We start from the raw sequence: 18223 nt of genomic DNA, 5'->3' as shown, positions 1-18223 counted from the left end.
TTTTTAGCGTGCTGAAATTTTCTTTTGACTTGAATCAAACGAGAGGCGAATGCCGCGCTTTTGATACGCTTGTTCGACACGTTTTGAATTGATACTGAGCTCAAGATGAGCGAGTTTCAAGTGTTCAAGTTCTGGCACCGTGACATCGAGACGGACGAGCTCCATGTTGCGCTCGGCCTTTTTACGTGTGCGTCTCAAGTTACGGGGCACTTCTTCTGACGTCAGTGCCGCGATCGTTTCATTGATCAATTGTCGTTTGTCGCCTTTGACGCTGAGCGCCGTATAGAGCTTATCGAGCGAACCGAAGCGTTTGATTAACTGGACCGATTGACTTTCGTCTAATCCGGCCACAGGTGGAATCCCGTCTGAACGGTCTCCTGTCAATGCTTTGACTGCTGAGAGCTGTTTTGGCTTCAATCCCTCGTACAATGCCGCAATCTCCTCAGGGCGAATCTCGAGATGTCGCTTGAGCGGGAGTGGGCGATTGTCTTTGATGTCGCAACGAGCCTGCATTTGTTGCAGCTCTTGCGTTTGAAGCCAGACGGTGATGCGTGGGCTCACGAGCTGAAGCAAGTCCTTGTCTTTCGTCATAATGACGACAGGGGCGCTACAGCTGAACTTCCGAGCGATATGAGCAATCAAATCTTCACCTTCATAGCCTTCGACTTGATATTGCGGAATGCCGCTCTCTTCAAGCAATTGGCGCATGAGTTCCATTTGTGCTTTCAACTCGGGTGGTGTCTGGCGGCGACGGCGTTTATAGCCTGGATAGAGCTCGCGGCGCCATAATGTTTCACGTGAGACGTCCCACACGACGACGAAATGAGTCGGACGATGTCTGCGTAGAATCGTCCGGATGAGGCCGGTCATACCGATGACGGCACTCCGATCGTTTTTAGATACCTCGCGTCCTTTTTTCGTTCGGCTCGCGGCGGCACCATAGTAGGCACTGGCCAGCATGGAGTTTCCGTCAATTAAAAATAGTTTACGTTCCATGCGTAACCTTCTTTCTGTAGTTGTTGGACCGAACATTGATGAACTGTTCGGTGATGTTGTGTCAATGAGTGACACGCACTCAAATTAGCAACATATGTGCAGTATATCACGACAAGACATGAAAATATAGCGACAGTTCGACCGCTCCACGAAAAGCCCTCCCCGAAAAATCGGGGAGGGCGGTCCATTGAGTCAGTCGAGTTCAGGTTGAATCTCGTCTTTATGGGCTAAAATCAAATCGACGAAAACGACGCGGTGATTGTCGATTTCACGGACGATCAGTTCATGTTCGCCCGGTAAGACGAACCGTTCACCGGTGCGGGCATTCGCTTTTTGCGATAAGACGAAGCCGCCGATTGTATCGACGTCATCTTCGATTTCGATGCCGAACCGTTCTTCAATCTCTTGCGTCAAGACGAGACCGGACAAGCGGTAATGACCGGGTGTGACCTCGGTGATTTCAGCCTGTTCGTCACGGTCGAACTCGTCACGAATCTCTCCGACGATTTCCTCGAGGATGTCCTCGATCGTGAGAAGACCGGCCGTACCGCCGTACTCATCGATGACGAGACACATCATCGTCCGCGCGTTCTGCATTTTCACCATCGCTTCTTGGAGCGGTGTGAATTCCGTCACGAGCGGCAGCTGATGAATGAACGTCTCGAACGGGGCATCGCTTTTGACGAGTTGAGCGGTGAATAATTGTTTGGCATTGATGAAGCCAAGCACGTCATCGCGGTCGCCATCACGCGTGACCGGATAACGGGTGTATTGATGTTCTTGGACGGTAGCGATAATCGTCTCAATCGAGTCTTCTTCGTCGATGGTCACCATGTTCATTCGTGGGACCATCGCGTCCTTGGCGATCCGTTCGTCGAAGGAGAAGATGTTTTGAACGTAGGCGAGCTCATTCTCGTTAATTTCTCCGCTGCGGAAGCTCTCGGTCATGATGATCTTAAGTTCTTCTTCCGAGTGCGCCGTTTCTTGCGCGGTCGTCTGCACGCCGAACAAGCGCAACGTCAACCGGGCCGTCCCGTTCAACACATGGATAAACGGATACAGTAATTTCGTGAAGAAATAGAGCGGTCGGGCGACGAGTAACGTCAAGCGTTCGGCTTCATGCACAGCAAGCGTTTTCGGGACGAGTTCCCCGATGACGACGTGTAAGAAGGCAATCAGCAAGAAGGCAATCAAGAAAGATAGGATGGTCGCGAGCGACGATGAGACGTTCAAGCGGTCGACGAGCGGTTGAATCATCCCTTCGATTTGGTCCGCGCCAATCCAGCCTAGCCCGAGGGCAGCGAGTGTGATGCCGAACTGTGAGGCCGATAGCGAGTCATCGAGATTCTCAATCACTTTCTTGGCGACAGCGGCCCGTCGGTTCCCCTCGAGCACGAGTTGGTCGAGTCGGGCCCCACGCACTTTGACGATGGAGAATTCGGCTGCCACGAAAAAGGCGGTCATAAAAATGAGCAAGGCGACGATCAATAAGCTGAGTAACATGGGACTGTCCAAAAATTCCCCCAAAAATCGGGGAGTCACCTCCATTAACGTTAAGTCGTATGTCGTTCAGGAGAATCCCTGAAAACGAATAGTTTGTTTCAGTATAGTGGATTTACCAAAAATATTCAAAAAACAGGCGGAAAGGTTTCGACAAGAGGGGAATGAGGGAACTACAAATCGAGAAGAGACGAAGGAGGAATTGATATGGCTAACTATCCAGAACTAAAAGGAAAAGTCGCGGTCATCACCGGGAGTTCGAAAGGACTCGGGCGCGCCATCGCGGAACGATATGCGAAGGAAGGGGTTCATGTCGTCTTGAATTATCGTAGCAGCGAGGACGAGATGAACAAAGTCATTGAAGGCATCGAGGCTGCTGGCGGGAAAGCGGTCGCGGTCAAAGGGGACGTCGCCGAAGAGGGTCTCGCCGAGAAGATGATTGAAACGGCCGTATCGGAGTTCGGGAAGATGGACATTTTCGTCAACAATGCCGGCGTACAGGTCGAGGCGAAGACGCACGAGATGGAGCTCGATAACTGGAAGAAAATCATCGACACGAATTTGACGGGAACGTTCCTCGGTGTACGTGCCGCCCTCAAATACTTTGTCGACCATGAGATTCAAGGGAACATCATCAACATGTCATCGGTGCACGAAGTGATTCCACGTCCAGGCTATACGCATTATGCGGCGAGTAAAGGTGGCGTGAAGATGTTCACGAAATCGGTCGCCCTCGAGTACGCACCGAACAAAATTCGTGTCAATGGCATCGCACCAGGCGCCATCGACACACCAATCAATGAAGAGACAATGCAAGACCCTGAAGAGAAGAAAGGGCTCGAGGCGCTCATCCCGACTCATGAGATTGGTCGTCCGGAACAGATTGCGGCCGTTGCGGCATGGCTTGCTTCAGACGAGTCATCATACGTCACCGGCGCGACGATTTTCGCGGACGGAGGCTTGTCGCTCTATCCATCATTCGGTCCTGAAAATAAAGTGCAATGATAAAAGGGAGGCTCCGCGTCAAGCGGCGTCTCCCTTTGTCTATTAACTGCTTAGTTGATCTTCCGCCGCGTATTTCGGCAAGATGATGGTGAATGTCGAGCCGTGGCCGACGCTCGAATCGACGCGAATCGTTCCGCCGTGTCCTTCGGCAATTTCTTTACAGATGGCCAGGCCGAGGCCCGTGCCACCGATTTTACGACTGGCCGAGTTGTCGACGCGATAAAACTTGTCGAAGAGTTTCGGCAGCGCCGACGTCGGAATGCCGATGCCGGTGTCTTGAATCGAAATTTCGATGACATCGGACTTGTCATTCGTGACACAGACGGCGACTTTTCCGCCTTCTGGTGAATATTTGATCGCGTTGTGGAGCAAGTTCGTGAACAGTTGACTCAAGCGATCCCGATCACCGTATACATATAGATTCGTATCACATTCGAGGTCGAGCTGATGATGTTCACTCGCACCTTGATGGATGGCGATCGTTTCTTTTAAAATCGTATGCAAGCTCTCGGGTCGGCTATGGTACGTCTGTTTTCCGGACTCCATCCGTTGCACATCGAGCAAGTTGGAAATCAAGTCTTCGAGACGGAGCGTCTCTTGGTGAATCATCCCTAAATATTGATCGATGCGCTCCGCGGGCATCGTCCGATAGCGAAGCAGCTCGGTGAAACCGATGATGCTCGTGAGCGGTGTGCGCAGTTCGTGCGACACGGTCGACACGAGCTCCGTTTTCAAACGGTCGACCTCGGTCTCTTGTGTCACGTCCCGGAAGACGAGCATCGTGCCGTGACGGGTGCCGCGCAAGTGGATTTTCTCCGCATACATCTGAATGAAGCGTTCTTCTTGATTCATCGAGAACGTCACACTTTCTTCCATGCTCTCGCCATCAAACGCGCGGCGCATGAATGAGAAGAACGAGTCTTTTTGATCGACTTGGAAACCAAGTTCTTCTAAATCGGCATCCAAACGATACAAGTCCATCTCGTTCCGTTTCGTGGCGGCTTGATTGAACATGATGAAGAGGGCCTGGTTGGCGAACTTCTCATGTGTCGTATGCTCGACATAAATGACCGCATCACGAATCGAGTGCAGGAGGCGCGCCGTTTTCTCGCGTTCTTCCTCGACTTGGTTGCGTTGTGTCGCGAGCGAAGAGGCCATTTGACGGAATGAGTTCGTCAATTGTCCGACCTCGTTTCGTGAAGATACGGCCGCTGGAATCGGAATGATGCGTTCATCCGCCAATCGTTCACTGTTGACGATCAACTCTTGAAGTTGACCGGTTAATCGTTTCACGTAAGGACGAGCAGCGATAAAGAGGACGAGCAACACGGCGAGGAGGGAGAGGAGCCAGAGCACTTGCGCCCACTTTGTATGAGTGGCGAGTTGTTCTCGCAACTGATTCTCTTCTTCATTCAACGAGTTGCGGTATTCGGTGAACACCGTCTCCATATCGACGATGCTCGCACTCATGTCAGCTGCACTTTTTGAGTTGATTTTAAATTTGCGGTCGGCAGGCGGTTCCGCTTGCGGTGTCACTTTACCGAGCGTCGGCATTTTCAAAAACGGTTCGGTGACCGTCCCTTCGCGTTTGGCGATGACATATCGCTCTAGGCTCGGCATGACGCGTTGTTGATAAGCCGAGAATAGCGTCCGTGCGTCGCTGGCATACGTCTTCTCTTTTTCAGTGACCGCGTTCGTCTCGAACCATGCGGTCTGAATCTCAATTAAGTCTTGTTTTTCTTTCACGCGGGCGAGCATCGCCTCGTCGCCGAGGATGACATAGCCACGCATTTCATATTGCATCGACTGCCACGTCTCGAATAGTTCGGTCGCGTTCGTGCGACGTTCACTAATGTTCTCGAGCGATGACGTCGTCTGTTCGATTCGGTTTTCCGTATACATGTACACGGCGAGTGAGGTCAGGAGGATCAGTCCGATGAATAAATAGAAGACGAATAAAAACTGTCTTCCGATCCGCTGGTCAATCCATGCTTTCATAAAGACCGTTCCTTCCTGGAACTGCGTACATTCCTGCTGTGACAAATATCCTACGAGTGTCGTTCCTTCATTGTACAGATTTAAACCAGTTGTTTCCACCAATCAAGAAATAAGCGGAAATTTAACTATTATCTATTGAATAATAGTGAATGATGAGCTATTGTTTAATATATAGTAGAGGAGGCGAGGAAATGAATCCTCAGTTCAAGAAAGGCGTACTCAATTTGTGTGTGCTCGCGCTCGTCGAGACGCATGACCGCTACGGATACGAGCTCGTGCAAGCCATCTCGGCAAAAGTCGCCATCTCGGAAGGGGCCGTCTATCCGCTCCTGCGGCGACTCACCTCGGACGGGTATTTCACAACGTACTTAAAGGAGTCGGCAGAAGGACCACCGCGAAAGTACTACACGATCACAGAGCAGGGGAAAGCTCACTTGGCAGAACTACGTGCGGAATGGGAAGCGTTCACGACCGGTGTCAACGAATTGATTGAAGGGGGAACGGACAAATGACAGAAGAACAGTATTTATTGGAACTCGAACGGTTACTGATGGGCATGAGCGTCATCGAGCGGGTCGATATTTTACGGGATGTGTCGGAATACTTTGCGAGCGGACGGGTTGACGGGAAGACAGATGCGGCGATGATTGAAGAACTCGGGGCGCCAAGCGCGCTCGCGAGCGAGTTGCTCGAATCAAACGAGCTCTCGTCTGAGGTGCGCAAAGAACCGGCCGTTGTCAAAAGCCAGAACGTGGCGTTTCGCAACGTCTCGATTAACGTCCTGCAAGCGCACGTCCAAGTCGTGCCGTCTCATGACGGCTTTGCCTACGCCACGCTCGAGACGGAACGAGACCACGGGGTGACGATGGAGATCGTTGGGGACACCCTGGAGATTCGAATCGAATCAGAGCGCCGGTTCGGTCTGTCGAACTTGTTCGCCTGGGCAGTGACAAAGGCACCGGTGTTACACGTCGAGCTACCACGCCATGCGTATGAGCAAGTCGTCTTGAAAAATCGTCTCGGCTCCTGTGACGTGCGCAATCTCGAGGCCGCATCGGTCGAAGTTGAGAGTGAGAACGGGAGCATCACGGGCCATACTGTTAGCGCCAAGCGAGGCTCGTTCCGCTCTTCGAACGGGAAAGTCAGTCTCACGTCGATGACAGGGCAGGACCTTGACGCGCAATCGTCGAACGGACGCGTGGAAGTGCTTGGCTCGACTGTGGATCGTCTCGATGTTCAGTCGTCGAACGGCCGTCTCGATATCCATGACGTGACAGGGGCAGTCGAGGCGAAGACATCGAACGGACGCATCGACTGTGTCATCAATGTGCTCGAGCATCCGGTCCGTCTGAAAACGAACAACGGACGCATCGATGTGCGTTTGAAGCGAGATCCGCGTGACGCCGTCATCCGGGCCAAGACGAGAAACGGCAAAGTCGAACTGTTCGGGGATCGGGCGAACGAGCGGACGTTCGGGGACGGGACGGTCGAACTCAAACTGACGAGCTCCAACGGGAGCATCACCGTCGAATAAGCATGAAAAAGACTCGCGCGTGAGCTATTCACGCGCGAGTCTTTTTGTTTACAGATCGTGGACGAGCAAGTAGGCGACACGGACTGGTCCGTGCACCCCGACAATCAAATTCATCTCGATATCGGCCGAGTTCGATGGACCTGAGATGAAGTTGACTCCGTTCGGCGAGTTGAGCTCACCGGAGCGGTCGAGGTCGGCCAATTGTTTGGCCGCCTGCGTCATCCGCGGGACAAGTACCGATTTCGGGATGATGGCGATATGGTCGCGCGGCAATAGGCTGATTGTACGTGACTTGCCGGGTGCTGCGTATTGAACGATGGTTGCACTCTCGGCGAGGGCCTGGTCGGCAATCGTGATGCCGATATCGGCTTTTATGGCGAGGGCACGGCTGTCTTCCGGGCGCTCCACATCCCACCAGTCAAACGATTCGCTCGTGTTTGGGGCCCACGCCTGAATCCGGTCGTCATGTTCAGCGATGATGGCCTTCCCTTCATACCGATCAATTAACAGACGGAGCGTATCATCGAGGTTGGCCGACTCGCATTCGACGACGTCGGTGTGGATGCGTGTCGCGACCATCCGGAACGTTTCGAGCAGTTCCTCGTCGGACGCATCTTTCAACACCTCGTCTTGCGGTCGGTGCTTATACACTCGTTTCGGCGGCGTCAAATCGACGTCACGTCCGAGTTGCCCTGCGATTCGTTTTAGAAAATCCTCGCGATTGGTGATTGTGCCTGGATTCATTCTGCATTCCCCCGTTTCTTGAACCAATCCCGCACCGTCTGCTTGGCGGGTTGTGGTAAGTCTTTCGAATCCGTCCACGCCGGTAACCCTTTGTCGATTTGTCCCGCTTTCGTGAACGGGGACGATGCGAACGGCGCGATGTGTTCGGCCGCTTCAAATAAGAACGGACTCGAGGATGTGACGGCGAAGCCTTTCATGGCGATGCGCTCGACGAACGGTGATTGTCTCTTCTCCTCGACGATGACCCGACGATGCTCAATCAACAGCTCGTGAAGCGGGATTTTGACCGGACAGGCTTCCGTACAGGCACCGCATAGGCTCGAGGCGTATGGCAATTCTTTATAATTCTCGTATCCGTCGAGGAGCGGGGCGAGTACGGCACCGATCGGGCCCGGATAAATTGAGCCGTAGGCGTGACCACCGATATGGCGGTAGACTGGGCAGACATTAATACAGGCCGCACAGCGGATGCATTGGAGCACAGATTGGAACTGTGTGCCGAGGATACCAGAGCGTTTGTTGTCGACGATGACGAGATGGAACTCCTCTGGTCCATCGACTTCGCCGTGACCGCGCGTGCCAGCGAACGTCGTGATGTACGAGGTGAGTCGTTGACCGACGGCGCTCCGACATAGCATATTGACGAGCACCTCGAACTCTTCATACGATGGCACGATCCGTTCCATGCCCATGACCGAGATGACCGTGTCCGGAAGCGACGTCACCATGCGACCGTTCCCTTCGTTCGTCACGAGACCGACGGCACCGCTCTCGGCGATGGCGAAGTTACAGCCCGTGATGCCGACTTCTGCTTTCAAAAAGTCTTTCCGCAACTCACGGCGAGCATAACGCCCGAGCTCGGTCGGGTCGTTCGATCCTTCATAGCCGTGGGCCGTGAACGTCTCGTGGACGGCGTTTCGGTCTTTGTGCAAGGCCGGGGCGACGATGTGCGACGGTGGATCGTTGTCGAGCTGCAGAATCCATTCCCCGAGATCGGACTCGACGACCGTGCATCCTTCCTCATGGAGCGCCTCATTCAACCCGATTTCTTCTGTCACCATCGATTTCGATTTGACGATGTGCTTGGCATTCTTGGCGCGAACGACTTCCCGGATGTAACGGTTCGCTTCTTCCGGTGTCTCGGCGAAAAAGACGTTGCCGCCCCGTTTGGAGATATTCTCGCTCAATTGATATAAGTAATAGTCGAGATGCTCGAGCACGTGTTGGCGAATCTCTTCCGAGTGGTCCCGAAACGCTTCCCAATCCCCAAGCTCACCTGCCGCGTTCAGCCTTCCGTCACGTAATCGGTTCTGGGCCGAACTGACGGCTTGGCGCATGAACGGATTATCAATCCCGTCTTTGCGTCGATCTTGAAACTTCTCATCTAACCGAATCCCCATGCTCATGCTTGTTTCACCCCTTCGTTCAACACTTCCGCGATATGCATCACTTTGATTGGATGACCTTGTTTATGCAGGCGTCCCCCGATATTCATCAAACACGAGGCGTCCGCCCCGATGAGCACCTCGGCCCCCGAGTTCAAGATCGATTCAACTTTCTCATCGACCATCTGCACCGAGACGTCTGGCATCTTGACGGAGAATGTCCCCCCGAAGCCGCAACAGTTGTGGACATTGTCGAGCGGGAGCATCGTTAAGCCGTCGACATTTTTGAGCAACTGCCCCGGTGCCGCCTCGATGCCGAGCAGGCGCGTCATGTGGCATGAGGCGTGGTACGTCGCCTTGGCGGAGAACTTGGCCCCGACGTCCGTCACTTCGAGCACGTCGACGATGAACTGCGTCAATTCGAACGTCTTCGCCGCATGGGCCTCGGCCCGCATCTTCCAAGCCAGGTCATCTTTGAACAAGTGCGGATAGTCGCGCATCATCATGACACATGAACCGGACGGGCCGACGATATAATCGGCATCGGCCTTCTCGAACGTCTCAATCATATGCTTCGCAATCTTCTTCGTCTCTTCATGGTAGCCGCTGTTATAGGCGGGCTGACCGCAACACGTCTGCTCAAACGGGAAACTGACGTCACAACCTAGATGTTCTAATAGTTCGACCGTCGCTTGTCCTACCGATGGGAACAACGTATCAGAGAGACAAGTGACGAACAGTGCCACTTTAGGCATGTCCATTCCTTCTTTCCTGTTCATAGTTTTATTCGTAAACGGTTTCACAGTTATTATTCCATAACAAACAGCCACAAAACAGAAAAATGGGACGAATCTCTCAAATAAATGTAAAATCCTACCTAATTGAGAACTAAATGATAATGAATCAAGATTCAGGATGGAACTGATATACGACAGTGTTCCCGTGCTGAATAACAGAAAAACCCTCGTCGGTCGACGAGGGCACGAATCTAACTTATAAGAAGAACATTTCCAAAATGAACAGTGCGCCGAACAAGTAGATGAGCGGGTGGACCGTCTCTTTGTTCATCGCTTTGAAGATTGGATACAGGATGAACCCGAAGGCGATCCCGCGTTCGATACTGCCCGAGAGCGGCATGATGAGAATCGTCATGAACGCCGGGAAGTATTCGCTGAAATCGGTCCAGTCGATATAGCGGACGTTCGTCAACATGAGCGCACCGACGATGATGAGCGCCGGCGCCGTGATGGCGGCAACGCCAGAGATGGCACCGATGAGCGGGCTGAAGAATAGGGTGAGTCCGAACAAACCGGCTACGACCGCTGTCGTGAGACCGGTCCGTCCGCCTTGGGCGACACCGGCAGCTGATTCAATGTAAGCCGTCGACGGGCTCGTCCCGACGAGCGAGCCACCCATTGTCGCGAGCGAGTCGGCGAACAAAGCGCGGTGACCGTTCTCAATCGTCCCATCCTCTTTCAACAGGTTGGCCTGTTTTCCGACACCGACGAGTGTTCCCGTCGTATCGAATAACGTGACGAGGAAGAATGACAAGACGGCACCGAACAAGCCGTATTGGATGACGTCTGAGAACGCCGTGAGCGGATTGACCATCAGTCCTTCCGGCAATGTCGGCATCGCCGTCACGCCTTCAATCTTCAACAGACCCATGAAATAGGCGGCGATTCCGGTAAGTACCATCCCGATGAGGAGCGAGCCTGGGACGTTCCGAGAGAACAAGAGCGCCGAGACAATCAAGCCACCGAGGACGAGCAAGACACTCGGCGATGACAAGTCCCCGAGCCGGACAAGGTTCGCCTCATCCGCAACGATGAGACCTGACAACTTCAATCCGAGCGAGGCAATGAACAAACCGATACCGGTCGTGATGGCATGCTTGAGCGACGCTGGAATCGCTTGAATCAGTTTCGTCCGAATCGGTGACAGCGACAAAATCAAGAAGAAGACCGACGAGACGAACACGACGCCGAGCGCGGCTGACGGAGCAATCTGTTGCTGGGCGACGAGTGTATACGCGAAGAATGCGTTCAGTCCCATCCCTGGTGCAACGGCGATTGGGAGGTTGGCGTAGAACGCCATGAGTCCGGTACCAATCAAGATGGCGATGATGGTCGCCGTGAACGCTTGTGCGAACGGGATGCCGGCATCTGACAGAATCGCAGGGTTGACGACGGAGATGTATGCCATCGTCACGAACGTTGTGATGCCGGCCATCACTTCTTGTTTAACGTTCGTCCCATGTTGTTTCAATTGAAAAAAGTTCATGAATAAAACTCCCTATCATTAGTAATTTCCGAACAATAATGTTCGTCAATCTTCGAATTAACGTTATCAACTTGATGACTATACAAAATGAGCTGGCTGTCGTCAATGATTTTGAGTGAAAATACCTAAAATATTCTCATGTAAGCGCTGAATGTTCGGAAATAGACAAAATAAAAATAGTACTTGCTCTGAAACGCGTTTCAGACTGTACGGTTAAGTCAAAGGAGGGAAAGCTCATGAATCCGACAACGTGGAAGACATGGTGTAGTGGGATCGTCTACGAACTCGTCATCAATCAGTTGTATACGCCGCTCGGAAGAATGTTGTGTGCCCGTTTCCAAGACGAGTTTCTTCATCTACCCGTCGAAGAACGGTTTCGTCTCGTCCAAGCCATCCGGAAACAAGTGATTGCGAAAGGTGACAGTCAGGAGTCAGAGTGGGTACACTATATGCAAAGACTGACAGATTGAGGTGAAGCGGAATGGCGAACATCCGAGATATCGCGAAATATGCGGACGTATCCGTGACGACGGTATCGCGCGTGCTCAATGAGCATCCGTATGTGTCGAAAGAGAAGCGGGAACGGGTGCGACGGGCGATGGCCGAACTTGGCTATTTACGGAATCAGCAGGCGCTGACGTTATCGACCGGTCGCACACAGCGTTTCGTCGTCGTGTTGCCGTATTTGGATCATCCGTATTATGGACTGTTCGTCAACGGGCTCGCGAAAGCTGCCCTCCAAAGAGATTATCGACTCGTCATGTGGCAGACAGAATATCAACTCGACCAAGAGCGGCAAGCGCTTGATTTATTGAAGCACCGTGAAGTCGATGGGGCGATTCTGTTATCCCATACGATGTCATTCGATGAGATGGAAACGTATAGACAGTTTGGTCCGATTGCGGTCGCGACCGTCGGAGCGCCGCAGACGATTTCTTCGGTCCACGTCGATCATTACACCGCGTTCGTCGCCGGTTTGCGCGTGTTGGCGCAAGCGGGATATGCCGAAATCGGCATCGTGTTGTCAAGACAAGACAGTCCAAGCTCGATCGCGCGTCAGCAAGCGTACTTCGATGAAGTCGAACTTGCGCGTGAGCGGTGGGTCTGGACCGGTTACTTGACGAGCGAGGACGGAATCGGACTGGCCGATGCGTTTCTGCGTCAACAAGAGCGTCCTCGAGCGCTCTTTTTCTCGTCGGATTATGTGGCGCTCGGTTTTTTAGGGGAATTACGCCGTCGCGGTGTCAGCATCCCCGATGAAGTCGCCATCCTGGGCTTCGATGGTCATCCGATCGGTCAGGCATTCGGTCTGTCGACGATGCACTCGCCAAATGAAGACATCGGCCGGACGCTGTTCGACGTGACGTTTAATGAAATGAACGGTGCAGCTTCGGTCACAAACAGTTTAACGGTCACGTATTTGCCGGGGACGACACTCTAGGCAACTTCCTCGCTCGTCTTTTCTGAAACGATTAGAATGGAGACAGAAGTCGAGAGGAGGATGACAGATGAAGATTAACGTGACAGAAGAAGCACTCCAATTTTTTAAAGATGAAATGGAAGTCGAGGCAGGCCAGACGGTGCGCCTCTTCGCCAAATATGGGGGTTCGACCGATTTGACGCACGGCTTCTCAGTGGGCGTCATCACAGAAGACATCGACAACGCTGTAGTCGAAACGGAAGAGGACGGGATTCGCTTCGTCGTGGCTGAACAGGATGAATGGTTGTTCCAAGGACAAGACGTCAACGTCGAGATTCGTGGCGACGAGGTCGTATTCGTTCAAGCGTGACATCACAGTTTGTTAACAGAAAGAATACATCCGTTTGAAGCCATCCAGCTCGGGGAACAGTCTACGACATGACAAAACCGAAAGGATGAGACAGATGTCAGAACAAGATAAAAAGCGTGAACAAGAAGAACAAGAGAAGTTGAAACGAGACCAACCGGATATTTCGCACGAAGAAGATTCAAAAGGGGATCATTCGGACCTTGAAGAGACGGACGAAGACGAACAAGCGTAAAGAGCCCCTAGTGGCTCTTTTTGTTTGGGAATTGAAAGAATGAGTATAGACGTTATAATGGATAAGGGAAAACTATCATAGTGAGGAGAATGTATGATGAGTACAGTACTAGTCTTTGGACATAAAAATCCAGATACGGATACGATTTGCTCGGCGCTCGCTTACGCGGAGCTCAAGAAAAAGTTAGGGATGGACGCCGAGGCGATCCGCCTCGGTGAAGTGAACGGGGAGACGCAATATGCGCTCGACCACTTCCGCGTCAAGGCACCACGCCTCGTGGAACGCGTCTCAGACGAAGTGAACTCGGTCATCTTGGTCGACCATAACGAGTTCCAACAAAGTGCGGAAGACATCGCAGACGTGCGCATCCTTGAAGTCGTCGATCACCACCGTATCGCCAACTTCCAAACAGCAGATGCCCTCTACTATCGGGCGGAGCCGGTCGGATGCACGGCGACGATTTTGCTCAAACTCTATAAAGAGCACGGTGTCGAAATCGCGCCTGACATGGCAGGATTGATGCTATCGGCGATCATCTCGGACTCGCTCTTGTTCAAGTCACCGACATGCACGGACGAGGATATCAAAGCGGCAAAAGAACTCGCAGCTATCTCAGGTACAGACATCGAGACATACGGTCTTGAGATGTTGAAAGCTGGAGCTGACCTTAGCCAAAAAACGATCCCAGAACTCATCTCGCTCGACGCGAAAGAGTTTGCGATGGGTGACTACCGCATTGAGATTGCTCAAGTGAACACGGTTGACGCGAACGATGTGTTGAGCCGTAAAGCTGAAGTCGAAGCGGCAATGGCCGTGAAGATGTTAGACAAAGAACTCGATTTGTTTGTCTTCGCCATCACGAACATTTTGACGAACGATTCGGAGGCACTCGTTGTCGGTAAGAAGACGGATCTATTCGAGCAGGCGTTCAACGTCAAATTGGTCGGTGGTCTTGCGACACTCCCTGGTGTTGTCTCACGTAAAAAGCAAATCGTACCGGTGCTCACAGCAGCGGCGACGAACTAAGAAACGAGAAAGGCTCGAAGCAGATCAATCTGCTCCGAGCCTTTTTTTGCGGTTAAGATGATTGTTTTTGTCGTCCATACGTTCCGATTCGCCATAATTTCTCGAACGGACCGTATCGATGTGATTTGAGCCACCACATCGAGAAGAACGCTTGGGCAATCAAAATTGCGATACTTAAGAACAATCCTTCCGTCAACGACAGGCGACCGTAGTAGCCGAGGGCGATAACGGGCAGGACGACGACGAGCGTGTGCGTCAAATAGTTCGTCAGCGCCATACGGCCGAGCGCCTGCAGCGGACGGAATGCGCGCCCGTTACGGACGGCGATCGTAAAGAGACAGACGTACGTCGTCGCGAGCAGTTTCCCAGAGACGAGGATAGCCGCAGAGTTCGTCGCCGAATACTCGGCACCGCTACCGTAGTGATGCCAAATAATAACTGCGAAGAACGGTAGGGCCGCTATCGTGCAGATGATGGCCGTCCGGGTCAATCCTCGGATGCTCCACGTGAGGAGTTTCCGTTCGCGTCCAATATACAGGCCGAACAAGAACAGGCTTAGAATTTCAACCCCAACAAAAAATGAGTTTTGGAACATGTCAAAAATCTCTTCGTCTAAGCGATAGTCGAACCATGGGCCGAATCCAGAATTAAAGATTGCCGGGAAAGGATCACCACTAAACCTAAATCCGAGCGACAATTCTAAGTACATGGATGAGACATAGAAGAGTAAAAAGCTCCCAATCAACAAACTCCATGCCCATGTCAAAATCGCCCGGTTGCTTAATCCATAAAACAACGGGAGCAACAAGCCCCACATCGCATACGTATGTAAGATGTCACCCGACCAAATGGCCAGGTGAGCGAGTCCGAATAGAAACAAGATGACGATGCGGCGGATATAACGGCCGACCGAATCCCCGCGCGCATACGAGCGCTCGAGGAAAATCGAGAAGCCGATTCCGAATAAGAGCGAGAAAATCGTGTAAAACTTCGTCTGGATGAACAAATCGAACAGCGTCCGGACGAAGAGGTCGCTTCCCTCATACATCGGATTACCGAAAATCCAGTCGCTCCCGAGCATGCTTGGGATGTTGACGAGGAAGATGCCGCATAGGGCAAACCCTCGAATGATATCATACAGAACGATGCGTTCGTTTACTTGAATCGGGCCAGCCATACGCCACTTCCTCTACACGGATTAGAATACTTTTGTCGTCCACGATTCACAGTTCCAGACGTCGGTGACGATGTCTTGATAGAACTCCGGTTCGTGACTGATGAGTAGGATACTGCCTTTATATTCTTTCAACGCGCGCTTCAACTCTTCCTTCGCGTCGACGTCCAAGTGATTCGTCGGCTCATCGAGGAGGAGCAAGTTCGATTCGTTGTTTTGGAGCTTACAGAGACGGACTTTCGCCTTCTCTCCACCACTGAGGACCGCGATTTTACTCTCGATATGCTTCGTCATGAGACCGCATTTCGCGAGCATGGCGCGGACTTGTTGCTGGTTGAGTGATGGAAACTCGCTCCAAATCTCTTCGATACATGTGTTGTTGCTGACGGCCGCTTCTTGTTCGAAGTACCCGATCTCCAAGAACTCACCGCGTTCGACGGTTCCTTCAAGCGGGTTGATCATGCCAAGAAGGCTCTTCAACAGTGTCGTCTTCCCGATCCCGTTCGCACCGACGAGGGCGATTTTCTGACCGCGCTCCATCTGGAGGTCGAGCGGGCGTGAGAGCGGCTCGTCATAACCGATGACGAGATTTTTGGCGTCAAAGATGAGACGACCTGACGTGCGTGCCTGCAAGAACCGGAACTCTGGTTTCGGACGTTCCGCACTCAGTTCGATGACATCCATCTTATCGAGCTTCTTCTGGCGCGACATCGCCATGTTCCGTGTCGAGACGCGTGCCTTGTTGCGGGCGACGAAGTCTTTCAAGTCGGCGATTTCAGCCTGCTGGCGTTTATAAGCCGATTCAAGCTGCGAGCGTTTCATCTCGTACACTTCCATGAACTTGTCGTAGTCCCCGACATAGCGTGACAAGTCTTGGTTCTCCATATGGTAGACCAAGTTGATGACGCTGTTTAAGAACGGGATATCGTGCGAAATCAAGATGAAGGCGTTGTCGTAGTTCTGGAGATAACGCTTCAACCACTCGATGTGGGCCTCGTCCAAATAGTTGGTCGGCTCATCGAGGAGAAGGATGTCCGGCTTCTCGAGAAGCAATTTCGCGAGCAATACTTTCGTCCGCTGACCACCTGAGAGGTCCGTGACGTCACGGTCGAGTCCGACATCTAAAATACCGAGACCGCGTGCGACTTCTTCGACTTTCGCGTCGATGATATAGAAGTCGTTCGAATCGAGCATTTCCTGCAGTTCGCCGACTTCAGCGAGCATGTCGTCCATCTGTTCAGGTGTCGCATCGCCCATTTCCATATAGAGCTCACCGATTCGTGTTTCAGTGTCGATCAAGTATTGGAATGCGCTCTTTAACACGTCCCGAATCGTCATGCCGCGCTCGAGGACGGCGTGCTGGTCAAGGTAACCGACACGGACGTTTTTCGCCCATTCGATTTTGCCTTCGTCCGGCTGGAGCTTACGCGTGATGATGTTCATGAACGTAGATTTTCCTTCACCGTTCGCTCCGATGAGGCCGATGTGTTCGCCTTTCAATAGACGGAAAGACACGTCATTTAAAATGGCGCGGTCACCGAAACCGTGGCTCAAGTTTTGTACTGTTAATATACTCATATTTCTTATTCGTTCCCTTCAAAGTTGACTATCCGATATTGTAGCATGGATTCAAAAAAATTAGTACGCCAGTCCGACTGATTGGCGGATGAAGAGTTGGTCTTCAACGGCGTTCAGCATGAACTGGGCGACATCGGCCCGTGAAATCTGTTTTCCGTTGTCTGGAATGCTGTCGACGGATGTGCGATACGCTGACGTCCGAGGACCGTCCGTCAATTGCATCGGCCGCACAATCGTGTAATCGAACGACGAGTTGCGCCATAAATCGACCGCGGCCCGGTGATCACGGAGCGGTTTCCGAAGCATGAACGTGACGACCGTGCCGGCGATACCTGGAATCTCTTTGTCGATTCCGGCCGAGGCGAGATAGACGACCCGACTGATGGCGTTTGCTTTCAGTGCCGGGACGAGCGCATCGGTGACGCGGGCCAAGAAGTCGGGATCGCTCAAGTCAGTCCCGAGACAGCTGATGACAGCATCATGACCAGCGAGTGTGTTCGTCAGTACGGCGCTGTCTGTGACGTCGCCTTCGATGATTTCAAGTTGCGGGGTCGGAATCAATTTTTTCTGTTCCCGTACGAAAGCGGTCACATGATGACCATGCTCGATGGCTTGATCGACAAACTGATGACCGGTCCGACCGGTGGCACCTAAAACGAATAGCTTCATAATGGATGTGGCTCCTCTCGTTTTTCCAGTATCTTTAGTATACAGCAGTTTCAGAAAAATCGAACTTTTAGCCGTCTTTTCCAAAACGGGTTGCAATTTATAAAATATCGTCTAGAATAAGTCCTATCTTATATAAATAAAAGATTCGCACTCGTATATCCGTGAGAATATGGCTCACAAGTCTCTACCGAACCACCGTAAATGGTTCGACTACGGGTGACGCTTGTCGTGTGCATTCGTTTTGTTTCCATGCGGTTCGTCGTCCCCGGGTTGGGGTGACGAATCGCATTTTTTTATTGGAGGGAAAAC

Annotated in this window: 18 protein-coding genes and 1 riboswitch; of the genes, 8 read left to right on the top strand and 10 right to left on the bottom strand. The window is 52.3% G+C overall.

All coding sequences use genetic code 11. From position 1 onward, the window contains the following. Window positions 1–3: 3 nt before the first annotated feature. Together KNP67_RS07765 and KNP67_RS07760 are read right to left on the bottom strand one after the other, a co-directional pair. A complete protein-coding gene (locus KNP67_RS07765; RefSeq protein ID WP_021068063.1) occupies window positions 4–996 on the bottom strand; it encodes a 5'-3' exonuclease in 993 nt (330 codons plus the stop codon). A 192-nt stretch (window positions 997–1188) separates the two neighbouring features. Continuing rightward, complete coding sequence (locus tag KNP67_RS07760) at window positions 1189–2511, bottom strand: hemolysin family protein (protein ID WP_035385700.1); 1323 nt, start codon at window positions 2509–2511, stop codon at window positions 1189–1191. Between the two features lie 192 nt (window positions 2512–2703). Here KNP67_RS07760 and KNP67_RS07755 point away from each other — a divergent pair, with 192 nt between their 5' ends. Further along, window positions 2704–3501 carry a glucose 1-dehydrogenase gene (locus KNP67_RS07755; protein ID WP_029596296.1) on the top strand — a complete coding sequence of 266 codons (798 nt, stop codon included), beginning with the start codon at window positions 2704–2706 and terminating at the stop codon, window positions 3499–3501. A 42-nt stretch (window positions 3502–3543) separates the two neighbouring features. Here the strand turns inward: KNP67_RS07755 and KNP67_RS07750 are convergent, their stop codons facing one another. Continuing rightward, window positions 3544–5499 (bottom strand): HAMP domain-containing sensor histidine kinase, encoded by a 1956-nt coding sequence (locus tag KNP67_RS07750; RefSeq protein ID WP_029596295.1) that lies wholly within the window; start codon window positions 5497–5499, stop codon window positions 3544–3546. Window positions 5500–5690: 191 nt separating this feature from the next. Between KNP67_RS07750 and KNP67_RS07745 the strand changes: the two genes are divergently transcribed. Further along, the gene (locus KNP67_RS07745) at window positions 5691–6011 is read left to right on the top strand and encodes a PadR family transcriptional regulator (RefSeq protein WP_021068067.1); all 321 of its coding nucleotides are present in this window, start codon (window positions 5691–5693) and stop codon (window positions 6009–6011) included. Beyond that, a complete protein-coding gene (locus KNP67_RS07740) occupies window positions 6008–7033 on the top strand; it encodes a DUF4097 family beta strand repeat-containing protein (RefSeq protein ID WP_214756403.1) in 1026 nt (341 codons plus the stop codon). Before KNP67_RS07745 ends, KNP67_RS07740 begins: the two co-directional genes overlap by 4 nt. A gap of 48 nt (window positions 7034–7081) precedes the next feature. On the opposite strand, the gene KNP67_RS07735 is transcribed toward KNP67_RS07740, so the two are convergent. The 4 genes from KNP67_RS07735 to KNP67_RS07720 all read right to left on the bottom strand — a co-directional run bounded on the left by KNP67_RS07735 (window position 7082) and on the right by KNP67_RS07720 (window position 11445). Beyond that, window positions 7082–7777: a LutC/YkgG family protein gene (locus KNP67_RS07735; protein WP_214715106.1), complete on the bottom strand. Its 696-nt coding sequence runs from the start codon at window positions 7775–7777 to the stop codon at window positions 7082–7084. Beyond that, on the bottom strand, window positions 7774–9177 hold the full coding sequence (locus KNP67_RS07730) for a LutB/LldF family L-lactate oxidation iron-sulfur protein (RefSeq protein ID WP_483298430.1): 1404 nt from the start codon (window positions 9175–9177) through the stop codon (window positions 7774–7776). The genes KNP67_RS07735 and KNP67_RS07730 overlap by 4 nt, the downstream gene beginning before the upstream one ends. A gap of 2 nt (window positions 9178–9179) precedes the next feature. Next, window positions 9180–9917, bottom strand: a complete 738-nt coding sequence (locus tag KNP67_RS07725) for a (Fe-S)-binding protein (protein ID WP_029596292.1) — start codon at window positions 9915–9917, stop codon at window positions 9180–9182. Window positions 9918–10155: 238 nt separating this feature from the next. Beyond that, on the bottom strand, window positions 10156–11445 hold the full coding sequence (locus tag KNP67_RS07720) for an NCS2 family permease (RefSeq protein ID WP_058765427.1): 1290 nt from the start codon (window positions 11443–11445) through the stop codon (window positions 10156–10158). Between the two features lie 236 nt (window positions 11446–11681). Between KNP67_RS07720 and KNP67_RS07715 the strand changes: the two genes are divergently transcribed. The 5 genes from KNP67_RS07715 (at window position 11682) to KNP67_RS07695 (ending at window position 14493) form a co-directional block, all read left to right on the top strand. Next, window positions 11682–11915, top strand: a complete 234-nt coding sequence (locus KNP67_RS07715; RefSeq protein ID WP_131471640.1) for a hypothetical protein — start codon at window positions 11682–11684, stop codon at window positions 11913–11915. A gap of 11 nt (window positions 11916–11926) precedes the next feature. After that, window positions 11927–12886 (top strand): LacI family DNA-binding transcriptional regulator, encoded by a 960-nt coding sequence (locus KNP67_RS07710; protein WP_214756401.1) that lies wholly within the window; start codon window positions 11927–11929, stop codon window positions 12884–12886. 67 nt (window positions 12887–12953) lie between these two features. Continuing rightward, window positions 12954–13235 (top strand): HesB/YadR/YfhF family protein, encoded by a 282-nt coding sequence (locus tag KNP67_RS07705; RefSeq protein WP_029596288.1) that lies wholly within the window; start codon window positions 12954–12956, stop codon window positions 13233–13235. A gap of 94 nt (window positions 13236–13329) precedes the next feature. Continuing rightward, the gene (locus KNP67_RS07700; protein ID WP_021068076.1) at window positions 13330–13467 is read left to right on the top strand and encodes a hypothetical protein; all 138 of its coding nucleotides are present in this window, start codon (window positions 13330–13332) and stop codon (window positions 13465–13467) included. Between the two features lie 96 nt (window positions 13468–13563). Further along, complete coding sequence (locus tag KNP67_RS07695; protein ID WP_058765428.1) at window positions 13564–14493, top strand: manganese-dependent inorganic pyrophosphatase; 930 nt, start codon at window positions 13564–13566, stop codon at window positions 14491–14493. A 52-nt stretch (window positions 14494–14545) separates the two neighbouring features. Here the strand turns inward: KNP67_RS07695 and KNP67_RS07690 are convergent, their stop codons facing one another. Genes KNP67_RS07690 through KNP67_RS07680 form a run of 3 tightly spaced genes read right to left on the bottom strand, consistent with a single transcriptional unit; the run spans window position 14546 to window position 17914 of the window. Continuing rightward, window positions 14546–15670, bottom strand: coding sequence for a DUF418 domain-containing protein (locus KNP67_RS07690; protein ID WP_214756400.1), 1125 nt, complete (start codon window positions 15668–15670; stop codon window positions 14546–14548). A 21-nt stretch (window positions 15671–15691) separates the two neighbouring features. Next, window positions 15692–17245, bottom strand: coding sequence for an ABC-F family ATP-binding cassette domain-containing protein (locus KNP67_RS07685; protein WP_021068083.1), 1554 nt, complete (start codon window positions 17243–17245; stop codon window positions 15692–15694). 60 nt (window positions 17246–17305) lie between these two features. Next, window positions 17306–17914: an NAD(P)-dependent oxidoreductase gene (locus KNP67_RS07680; protein ID WP_214756398.1), complete on the bottom strand. Its 609-nt coding sequence runs from the start codon at window positions 17912–17914 to the stop codon at window positions 17306–17308. Window positions 17915–18045: 131 nt separating this feature from the next. Further along, window positions 18046–18147, top strand: a riboswitch (purine riboswitch). Window positions 18148–18223: the final 76 nt, after the last annotated feature.

The organism is Exiguobacterium sp. s157 (genome assembly GCF_018618205.1).
GTDB classification, from domain to species: domain Bacteria; phylum Bacillota; class Bacilli; order Exiguobacteriales; family Exiguobacteriaceae; genus Exiguobacterium; species Exiguobacterium chiriqhucha.
Note: the sequence above shows the minus strand (reverse complement) of the source record. Positions and strands in the feature narration are given on the sequence as shown.